This window comes from Sphingopyxis sp. HIX (assembly GCF_001468285.1).
Lineage (GTDB): Bacteria > Pseudomonadota > Alphaproteobacteria > Sphingomonadales > Sphingomonadaceae > Sphingopyxis.
The window spans coordinates 43,128-53,556 of record NZ_LNSB01000037.1 but is presented as its reverse complement, the minus strand read 5'-3'; the positions used below and the strand labels follow the sequence as shown (position 1 = coordinate 53,556).

Sequence of the window (10,429 nt, the reverse complement as noted above, 5' to 3'; positions counted from 1 at the left end):
CCGCGTCGGCGAGGTCGCCAAGCTGATGACCGACGCCGGGCTGATCGTGATCACCGCGTTCATCAGCCCGTTCAAGGCCGAACGCGACATGGTCCGCGCCATGCTGCCAGACGGCGAATTTATCGAGATCTTCGTCGACACGCCCCTGGCCGAGGCTGAGAAGCGCGACGTCAAGGGCCTCTACAAGAAGGCCCGCAGCGGGCAGCTCAAGAACTTCACCGGCATCGATAGTCCTTATGAGGCGCCCGAAGTACCCGAGGTCCGCATCGATACCACGGCCTTGACCCCGGACGCGGCGGCCGAGATCATCGTCGACAGGCTCATCGGATGAACGCCGGCCTCGACGACGCCGCGCTCGCGGCGCATCTCGCCGAGACCGCGGGGCGCATCCTGCTGGCGGTGCGCGACTCCGGGCTGTTCGCGGGCAAGGCGCTCGGCAAGGCGGGCGATCAGGTCGCGAACCAGTTCCTGATCCACGCGCTCACCGAACAGCGCCCCGACGACGGCATCCTGTCGGAGGAAAGCAAGGATACGCCAGATCGGCTCGGCAAAAGCCGCGTGTGGATTATCGACCCGCTCGACGGCACGCGCGAATATGGCGAGGGGCGGAGCGACTGGGCGGTGCATGTCGCGCTCGCGATCGACGGCGCGCCCGTCGCCGGCGCCGTGGCCTTGCCCGGCCTCGACGGCGGCATCGTGCTTGCGACCGACCGCGCCGGCCCGCTCCCCGCTGTCGCCGCGCGCCCGCGCCTCGCGGTCAGCCGCACGCGCCCCGCCGCCGAAGCGCTCGCCGTGGCCGAGCAACTCGGCGCCGAGCTCGTGCCGATGGGCTCGGCGGGCGCCAAGGCGATGGCGGTGGTGCGCGGCGAAGTCGACATCTATCTCCACAGCGGCGGCCAGTACGAATGGGACAGCGCCGCGCCCGCCGCGGTGGCGCTCGCGCACGGGCTCCACGCCTCGCGGATCGACGGCGCGCCGCTCGTCTACAATCAGCGCGACGTCGCGATGCCCGACCTGCTGATCTGCCGCAGGGAGATGGCCGAGAGCCTGCTCGCGGCGTGCCGGACATCATCGAACAGGGGAAAAGACGCATGACGGGTTTCGACACGGCGGACGGTGCGCGCGCGCTGGCCGCGGCGCGCGCGGAGAGCGGCATCGACCGCGAGGAGCCGGAGGATTTCCGTGCCGCGCTCGACGCCTTCTATCATTTCGCGCGCCGCAATACCCCGACCGACGAAGGCTTCGCGCAGCTCGATACGATGGTCCAGCGGCTGCTGATCAACCGGCTGCGCTTCGCCGAGGATGTTGCGCGCCATCCGGAAATCCTGACCGAAAATGTCGCCGACCCGATCGTCGTGCTCGGCTTCCCGCGCAGCGGCACCACCGTGCTGCAGCGGATGATGTCGGCCGACCCCGCGATGCAGTCGCTCAAATTCTGGCGTCTGCTCAACCCCGCGCCTTTCCCGGGGGAGGCAGCGCATATGCCCGGCGGGCGGCTGGCCTATGCCGAGGCGGTCGCCGAAGCGATCCGCATCCATAACCCCGCGCTGCACGCGGCGCACCCCGCGGTCGCCGACGACGCCGACGAGGACTGGAACCTCCATCATCTGAGCTTCCAGCATGTCGGCCACATCTACACCGGCGTCCCCGATGCCGATTATCTCGACTATCTGCGCAGCCTGCCGCGCCGCCCGAGCTATCGCTATGTCGCCGACCTGCTGCGTTATCTGCAGTGGCAGGACGGCGGGCGCCGCGGGCGCAAATGGATCCTCAAGAGCCCGGTGCACGTCGGTCATCTCGAGGAGATGCTCGCCTTTCATCCCGGCGCAACCTTCGTCTATCCGCGCCGCGATTTCAAAACCGTCGTCGCCTCCTTCTGCAACGCCCTCGAAGCGGCGCAGCAGCCTTATCTTGCGCGCTCGCCCGCGGCGATCGGGCGTATCGCGCTCGAATATTGGGTGCCCGAGATGCACCGCTTCCAACAGGCGCGCGCGCGGCTGGGCGCACGGCTCAAGATGATCGAGGTCGATTACCGCGACCTGCTGTCCGACCCGGTCCCGCATATCCGCGCCTTCTACCTGCAGGCCGGGACGCGGCTGTCGGACGAGGGCGAGGCCGCGATCCGCGCGTGGATCGCCGACAACCCCGCCGGCAAGCACGGCGTCAACCAATATTCGCTCGACCGCTACGAACTGACCGAGGCGATGGTCGACGACGCTTTCGGCTTCTTGGGCGCAGCACCCAGCCAGGAGACCCAAGCCCATGTCTGAACCCGCCTCCGGCTACGCCCAGTTCATCGAGGCCGCGCGCGAGGTCGAGGCGATCATCCGCGCGCACCCCGGCACCACCGACGCCGATCTCGCCGAGGGCTATCAGTATCTCGCCGGCATGTGGATTTTCCACCTCGAGCGCGCGTTCAAAAGCTATGATCTCGACCGTCCCGCCTTCGTGCGCGACATGGACAATGTCCGCACCTGGGGCCTGCCGACACCCGACCATCATTATTACAGCGCGCAGATCGACGGCGGCGGTGTCTATCGCGTGCTCGGGCATCGCGGGAACACGGTCGATTATTGTTTCGAGCTGGTCTCGGGCCTCGCGGGCGACGACGGGGTGGTCGGCGACCGCATCGGCGCGCTCGAATCGCGCCGGCTGACGATCGAGGCCGACGGGCGTTTCGAATTGTGGATCGGCGGCCCCGAGCGCCCCGGCAACTGGATGAAGAGCGACGACCGCGCGCGCTGCCTGTTCGTGCGCCAGACGGTGAACGACTGGCTGACCGAACAGCCGACCCCGATGCTGATCGAGCGCATGGACCAGCCGGTTCCCGTGCCGCGCCGCCCCGCGCTCGCCGATATCCAGCAGCTCTACAGCATCGCCGCGCGCAACATGGTCGACCAGGTCAAGTTCCTCGACGATTTCGCGCGCAACTGGACCAAGGTGCTGCCGCTTAACGATTATCCGGCGCCGACCGTCGGCCCCGCCGATGCCGGCTATTTCCCGGGGCAGTTCAACACCAAGGGCCGTTGGCAGGTGCCCGCGGGGCAGGCGCTGGTGATCACGATCGAGCCGTGCGACGCCAAATATCAGAGCCTCGCGCTCGCGCATCCGCGCTGGTTCAACAGCTTCATCCCGCGCTCGGTCCAGTCGAGCATCACCGGCGCGCAGTCGCGCGTGTCGAGCGACGGGCGCTTTCGCTACGTGCTCGCGGGCGAGGACCCGGGGGTGTGGAACTGGCTCGACACCACGGGGGTGGAATCGGGCTTCATCTTCATGCGTTTCCAGCAGCTCGCCTCGGGCGTGCCGCCGCAGAAGCCGCTGACGAAGCTCGTACCGCTGGCCGCGGTGAAGGGCGAATTTCCCGGCGACGAACCGCGCGTGACGCCCGAGGAGCGGCGCGCGACGTCGCGCCTCCGCCGGCTTGCCGCCGACCGCCGCTATTTCTGAAGGGCCGCCGGGGGGCTGCGCCCGGACCGTAGAATGTCGATGGATAACAGACAGATATGGGGAGAGAGAAGATGATTGTTTCGCACAAAATCTTATATGGCTCGACCGCGATGCTGATGGCGATGGCCGCGGTGCCCGCCGCGGCGCAGACCGATCCGGCCGCGCCCGCTGCCGAGGAAAATGACGGCGGCGACGGCATCATCGTCGTCACCGCACAGCGGCGCGAGGAGGCGCTGCAGGATGTGCCGATCGCGGTGTCGGCCTTCCAAGGCGAGCAGCTCCAGTCGACCGGCATCGATGGCCTTCGGCAATTGTCGCAGATGGCACCGTCGCTGGTGGTGCCCGAGGGGGGCAGCCAGTCGGTGCCCTATATCCGCGGCGTCGGCGGCCGCAACATCACCCCGGGCAACGAATCGACCGCCGCGGTCTATGTCGACGGCGTCTATCAGACCGACAAGACGGGCATCCTGCTCCAGACCTTTCCCGAGGTCGAATCGATCCAGGTGCTGCGCGGGCCGCAGGGGACGCTGTTCGGGCGCAACGCGACCTCGGGCGCAATCCTGATCTCGACCAAGAAGCCGAGCCAGGATTTCGGCGGCATGGTCGAAGGGACCTTCGGAACCGACGACCGCGGCGCGCGCGCCTATCTGACCAGCGGTCTCGGCGAAAACCTCGCGTTCAGCGTCAGCGGCTTCTACCGCTACGAGACGCCGTACATCGTCAACCGCAACCCCGAGAACGGCATCGGAAAGCGCACGGGCGAGGAGGAAACCTATGGTTTCCGCGCCAATCTGCTGTTCGAGAGCGGCGATTTCTCGGCGCAGCTGCAGGGCAATTATATCAAGGGCTATACGACCCCGATCATGGCGATGCAGCCCGCGCCGGGATCGCCCTTCTCGATCGGCGAGGCGGTGTCGGGGGTCGATATCCGCAATCCCAAGCGCGCCTATTATGGCGAGGTGCCGCCCGAGGTGCGCTACGACAGCTGGGGCGCGTCGCTCCATCTCGACTATGATCTGGGCGATGTCGCGATCAGCTCGACCAGCGCCTATACGCGCAGCGGATCGGGGGTGCAGCTCGACCTCGACCTCTCGCCGGCGTCGGTCTTCTGGTTCGACACCGATCTCAACGGCCACACCTGGCAGCAGGAATTGCTGGTCTCGTCGGAGGGCAGTTCGCCGTTCCAGTGGCTCGTCGGCGGCTTCTACATCAACTACCGCGACGGCTATTCGCAGCTCGACCAATATGTCGGGCTGCCGGTGCCCGATCCGCTCGAACCGCTGACCGTCCCGCGGCGGCTGCTCGAGCTGTCGGCGCTCGGTCTCGGGCCGACGTCGGGGCTGGCCTATATCGATCTGAGCACCTTCGTGACGATCGAATCGGTCGGACTTTTCGGCGAGGCGTCCTACGAGTTCGGGCAGGGGACGAAGATCACCGCGGGCCTCCGCTACACCGACGAGACCGCGACGCTCGACGCGGATAATGGCAAGGTCACCTATGTGCCCGACGGCACCGGCGGCGTCATCGCGATCCCGCAGACGATCGGCGATGTGTGCACCGCCGATCCGCAGTGCGACGGGCTCAGCACGGGCTTCTCGGAGCTCACCTACCGCGTCGTGCTCGATCATAAATTCTCGGACGATCTGCTCGTCTATGCGAGCTACAATCGCGGCTTCAAGAGCGGGGTGTACAACATCTCGTCGCTGTCGGCGCGCGCGACCGAGCCCGAGACGATCGACGCCTTCGAGGTCGGGCTGAAGTCGCAATTGTTCGACCGCAAGCTGACGCTCAACCTCGCGGGCTATTATTATAAATACGACAATCTGCAGGTGCCGGTGGTCGATCCCGCGACCAACACGCAGATTTCGATCAACGCGGCGAAGGCGACGATTTCGGGGATGGAGGCCGAAATGTCGTTCCGCCCCGACGACCGGCTGACGCTGAACACCAGCTTTTCGACCTATTTCCAGTCGGAATATGACAGCTTCCCGAACTGCGAAATCTATCGTCCCGCGGGGGTCGGGCTGGCGCTGGCGACCAATGCCGATTGCTCGGGCGAGGATCTGCCCGTCACGCCGAACATCATGGCCAGCCTGTCGGCGAACTACAGGCTGCCGCTCGGCCGCGACGGCGAACTCGAACTCGCGGGGCTGCTCAGCTACACCGACGCGTTCGACCATGCGACGCACGGCTTCTATCCCGCGGGGATCGATGCCGGCGGCAATCCCTATCCGGCGGGCGAGGGGCGGGCGCCGATCCAGCGGTCGCTGACGACGCTCAACCTGTCGGCGACCTTCCGGCCGCTGAAGGACAATCTTTATGTCACCGTCTGGGGCCGCGACCTGCTCAACCAGGGCGACCGCGTGTTCCGCAACATGCAGACGACGACATTCGGCTATTCGACGGCGCTCGGCCGCGGGATCACCGGGGGCGTCACGATCGGCTTCAAATTCGGTTCGTGACGGCGTGACGAGGCGGTGGGGCGGCGAAAAGGCGGTAAGGGCACCGCCGGCCGTCCCGCCGCCTTAGTCGTCAGGCCGCAGGTGCATCGCGCAGGATGATATCCGCGCCGCGCCACGCCATTGCCATCGTCGGGCCGTTGGTGTTGCCCGAGGGGATCGCAGGCATGATCGAGGTGTCGATGATGCGCAGCCCCTCGACACCGCGCACGCGGAGCGCGGGGTCGACGACCGAGGCGGCGTCCTTGCCCATGCGGCAGCTGCCCACCGCATGATAGCCGCAGGTGCCGAAGCGGTCATAGGCGTCGAGGATTTCGGCGTCGCTGGCGAACGCCGGGCCGGGCAGCGTCTCCTCGGCGATCATGCCCGCCAGCGGTTCTTGCCGTGCATAGTCGCGCATCACGCGCACCGCGCCGGCCATCGCGGCGCGATCCTCTTCGGTGTCGCGGTAATTGGGCTTGAAGCTCGCCGCGGCGTCGGGATCGCGCGTCGCGATATGGATGCTGCCGCGCGACGTCGGGCGCAGCGGATAGATCACCGCGTTGATGCCGGGGTGCTTTTCCAGCTTGGTGCGCTGGGTCGCCATGTCGAAGCTGAAAGGGGCGATCAGCATCTGGACGTCGGGGCGGTTGAGCCCGGGGCGCGACTTGAACCAGCCGCCGATCTCATAGGCCGCGGCCGACATCGGCCCGTCGCCGGTCAGATAATATTGGAGCGTCGCGAGCAGCAGGCGCCAGCCGCCGAAAACGCGGTTCTGCGACAGCGCTGCCTTGGTCAGCTTCCACTGCATGATGATGCCGCGATGCTCGATCAGCCCTTCGCCGACCTGGCTGTTATGATGGACGAGCGGGATGCCGAGCGCGGCGAGGCGGCTCGCATCGCCGACGCCCGAGCGTTCGAGGATCGCGGGGCTCGCCATCGCGCCGCCGCAGAGGATCACTTCGTGCGCCGCAGCGATCGTCTCGCGCGCGCCGTTATGGACGACTTCCACGCCCACCGCGCGCGTGCCGTCGAAGATCACCCGGTCGACGGTGCGTTCGGTCAGGACGGTGAGGTTGGCGCGCTTCTCGGCTGGTCGCAGGAAGGCCTGCGCGGCGCTCTGGCGCTTGCCCTTGAAGATGGTGCGCGGCGCATAGCCGATCGCCACCTGGTCGTCGGGGGCGTTGATGTCGCGCTTGTTCGCCCAGCCCATCGCCTCGCCCGCCGCGACTTGCGCGTCCGAAATCGGCAGGCGCTGCGTCGGCATCGAAATCTTCATCGGCCCCGCGTCGCCGCGCGTCTCGTCACCGCCCAGTTCGTGATTCTCGAACGCGCGATAGGCCGCGCCGATATGCTCCCAGCTCCAGTCGTCGCTCGACTGCTCGGCGATCGCGTCGAAATCGGCGGGCTGGCCGCGGACGTACATCATGCCGTTGACCGACGACGATCCGCCGAGCACGCGCCCGCGCACCCAGGCCTCGGACTGGCCCGCGGTCGACGCCTCGGGGTCGCTCATATGGACCCACAGATGCTTCGGGTCCTGCATCACCTTGGCGAGTCCCTTGGGCATCGAGATGAAGGGGTGGCGGTCGCGCGGACCGGCTTCGATCAGCGCGATCTTCAGCCGCGGATTCTCCGACAGGCGATAGGCGAGCACGCATCCCGCCGCGCCCGCTCCGCAGATGACATAGTCGAAGTCCATAGCCTTATCCCCTCGATTCCGGCGCTTTTGCAGCGCTCTCACCCGCTTCATAAAAAACTATTGTCATTAGGTAAAGGGTCGAATAGGCTGAAGCCAACGAAAAGGAGAGGATTGCGATATGAGTGACGTTGCAGAAGTTGCACGCCCCGCCCGCAAGCTGACCACGCTCGCCGACCTGACGCCCAGCCAGATCGAGGCCATCCGCAAAATCCCCGCCGAAAAGGACGCGGTGGTCACCCCCTTCGGCTCGACGCGCCCCAATGCGATTTTCACGGGCCAAGAGCGCTACGACCGCGAGCAGGAGCGGATCTTCCGCCGTTTCCCGGTGCCCGTGACCTGTTCGGCGCTGCTCGAGCCCGGCAGCATCGTCGCCAACGACAGCTATGGTTTTCCGATGCTCGTCTCGCGCACCCGCGACGGCACGATCAAGGCCTTTGTCAACGCGTGCCAACACAAGGGATCGAAGATCATCGAGGATTGCGCGGTCCACAAGCAGGGCCGCATGACCTGTCCCTATCACGCCTGGACTTATGGCATCGACGGCAAGCTGATCGGCGTGTCCCGCAGCGAAGCCTTCCAGGGGCTCGACAAGAGCCAGCGCGGGCTGATCGAGCTCGAGGCACGCGAATGGGGCGGCATCGTCTATGTCCAGCTCGATCGCAACATCGTCGCCGACTGGTCGAACCTGTCGCAGCAGGTCGCCGACGATTTCGACGCGCTCGGGATCGGATCGGCGCATGTCTATGGCCGCAAGACCTTCGACCTCGCCGCCAACTGGAAGGTCGTGCTCGAACCTTTCCTCGAAGGCTACCATGTCCAGCGGCTCCACGCCGCGTCGATCGGCGACCGGTTCCAGGATGCGCCGAACATCGTCGACATGTTCGGGCCGAACATCCGGCAGGTGTCGGGGCGCATCGGCTATGTCCCCGAAATGCTCGACGAGGACCCGGCGGCGAACGTCCACAAGCTGGTGACGCACGCCTATACGGCGTTCCCCAACTGCGTCGTGGTGACCAGCCAATATTACACCAGCGTCATGCTCCTCATGCCGCGCGGGCCCGATCGCACGACGGTCGAATATTTCATGCTGACCCCCGAGGCGGCGGCGACGCCCAAGGCCGAGGAGGTGTTCGCGCGCTCCTACGAACTGATCCTCAGCGTCTTCGGCGGCGAGGATTTCCGGGCGGCCGAGATCAGCCAGCAGGGACTGAACGCGGGGGTGCCCGAAGAGACCATCTATTGCGGGCTCGAGACCAATATCATCCGCTATTATGAAGCGATCGAAGCACTGCTGTAATTGACGAACCGGCACGAGACCGGATGGAGAGGGACTGAATGGCGCAGACTTTGCCGGGCGCGATGGATTGGTGGGCGCGGATGCGGCCGGGGCAGCCCGCAGTGGTGCTCGGCGGTGACCGGCTGAGCTATGCCGACTACAAGAACTGGTCCGACCGGGTGGCGGCGATGCTGGAGGCCGACGGGCTGCAGCCCGGCGACCGCGTCGCGATCTGCTCGACCAACAGCCTGGCCTATTGCGCGCTGATCATGGGGATCATCCGTGCGGGCGGGATCGTCAATCCGGTCAATTTCCGTTTCACCCCGCGCGAAATCCGCGAGCTGTGCGAGACCACCGAGCCGCGCTTCGCCTTTGCCGCGCCCGAATTCGCGGCCAATGTCGAGGCGGCGGGGCTGGTCCCACGTGCGATGGCCGAGATCGAGGCGTTGCGCCATGCCGCGCCCGCCCTGCCCAAACACGATCCTCTGCCCGATGCACCGGTGGTGATCATCGCGACGAGCGGATCGACCGCCAAGCCCAAGGGGGTGGTCTTCACCAACCGCTCGATGACCGCCTACGCCGCCTGCTGGGCGGTCGAGGAGACGTCGTCCTCGCCGGGATCGCGCGTGATCACGCTCGCGCCGCTCAACACTTCGGCGGGCTTCGTCCAGCTCGTCCATTATACCGTGCAGGGCTGCACCGTTTATATGGAGCCGGCCTTCGTCCCCGACGCGATCCTGCAACTGATCCAGGACGAGAAGATCAGCTGTTTCGGCGGTGTCCCGACCTTCTTCGAGGCGATCACGCGCTGCCCCGGTTTCGCCGGCGCCGACCTCTCGTCGATCCGCCTCGCGACCGCGGGCGGGGCGCGGGTCAGCCGGCAGTTGCTCGACACCTGGAAGGCGAAGGGCATCACGATCCGGCAAATCTATGGCCAGACCGAGGTCGGCGGCAATGCGACGATGATGCCCGAGCATCTGGCAATCGAAGAGCCCGAGAAATGCGGCTGGGGCGGGGTCTTCATGGACCTGCGCGTCGTGCGTGCCGACGGCAGCGATTGCGACCCCGGCGAGCCCGGCGAGATTTTGATGCGCTCGCCCGGCATGATGCAGGGCTATTGGCGTAATCCGGAAGAGACGGCGAAGGCGATCCGGGGCGGATGGCTCTATTCGGGCGACATCGGCACGCTCGACGAGCGCGGGCTGCTGACCTTCGTCGACCGGATGAAGGATCTGATCATCTCGGGCGGGCTCAACATTTCGGCGGCCGAGGTCGAGCGGGTGGTGTGCGAATTTCCGGGCGTGATCGAGGCGCTGGCGATCGCTGCCCCCGACCCGAAGTTCGGCGAGACGCCCTTCGTCGTCTATCATGGGCCCGCCGAGGTCGATGTCGCGGCGCTGATCACCCACTGCAACGCCAATCTCTCCAACTACAAGGTGCCGCGCTACGTCGCCTTCTCGGCCGATCCGCTGCCGCGGCTCGCGACCGGCAAGCTGTCTAAGCCCGCGGTGCGCGAGGCCTATGCCGGCGCGCATGAAACCATGGAGCGCGTCAGATGAGGAGCCT

General features: G+C 66.6%; 8 protein-coding genes. 7 read left to right on the top strand and 1 reads right to left on the bottom strand.

Going from position 1 to position 10,429, the window contains the following annotated elements; genetic code table 11:
• The 5 genes from cysC to ATE62_RS16790 form a co-directional block, all read left to right on the top strand.
• On the top strand, positions 1–331 hold a 331-nt coding region (gene cysC / locus ATE62_RS16810), incomplete at its 5' end, for an adenylyl-sulfate kinase (RefSeq protein WP_058818566.1).
• Entirely contained in the window at positions 328–1,095 is a 768-nt protein-coding gene (locus ATE62_RS16805) for a 3'(2'),5'-bisphosphate nucleotidase CysQ (protein WP_058808590.1), read from the top strand. The genes cysC and ATE62_RS16805, both read left to right, overlap by 4 nt.
• Positions 1,092–2,270: a sulfotransferase family protein gene (locus ATE62_RS16800; protein WP_058808589.1), complete on the top strand. Its 1,179-nt coding sequence runs from the start codon at positions 1,092–1,094 to the stop codon at positions 2,268–2,270. The genes ATE62_RS16805 and ATE62_RS16800 overlap by 4 nt, the downstream gene beginning before the upstream one ends.
• Positions 2,263–3,447, top strand: coding sequence for a hypothetical protein (locus ATE62_RS16795; RefSeq protein ID WP_058808588.1), 1,185 nt, complete (start codon positions 2,263–2,265; stop codon positions 3,445–3,447). Before ATE62_RS16800 ends, ATE62_RS16795 begins: the two co-directional genes overlap by 8 nt.
• A 71-nt stretch (positions 3,448–3,518) precedes the next feature.
• A complete protein-coding gene (locus tag ATE62_RS16790) occupies positions 3,519–5,909 on the top strand; it encodes a TonB-dependent receptor (protein ID WP_058808587.1) in 2,391 nt (796 codons plus the stop codon).
• A gap of 70 nt (positions 5,910–5,979) precedes the next feature.
• Here the strand turns inward: ATE62_RS16790 and ATE62_RS16785 are convergent, their stop codons facing one another.
• Positions 5,980–7,587 (bottom strand): GMC family oxidoreductase, encoded by a 1,608-nt coding sequence (locus ATE62_RS16785; protein ID WP_058808586.1) that lies wholly within the window; start codon positions 7,585–7,587, stop codon positions 5,980–5,982.
• Between the two features lie 118 nt (positions 7,588–7,705).
• Between ATE62_RS16785 and ATE62_RS16780 the strand changes: the two genes are divergently transcribed.
• Entirely contained in the window at positions 7,706–8,884 is a 1,179-nt protein-coding gene (locus ATE62_RS16780) for an aromatic ring-hydroxylating oxygenase subunit alpha (RefSeq protein ID WP_058808585.1), read from the top strand.
• A 38-nt stretch (positions 8,885–8,922) separates the two neighbouring features.
• Positions 8,923–10,422: a class I adenylate-forming enzyme family protein gene (locus tag ATE62_RS16775; RefSeq protein ID WP_058808584.1), complete on the top strand. Its 1,500-nt coding sequence runs from the start codon at positions 8,923–8,925 to the stop codon at positions 10,420–10,422.
• Positions 10,423–10,429 lie beyond the last annotated feature (7 nt).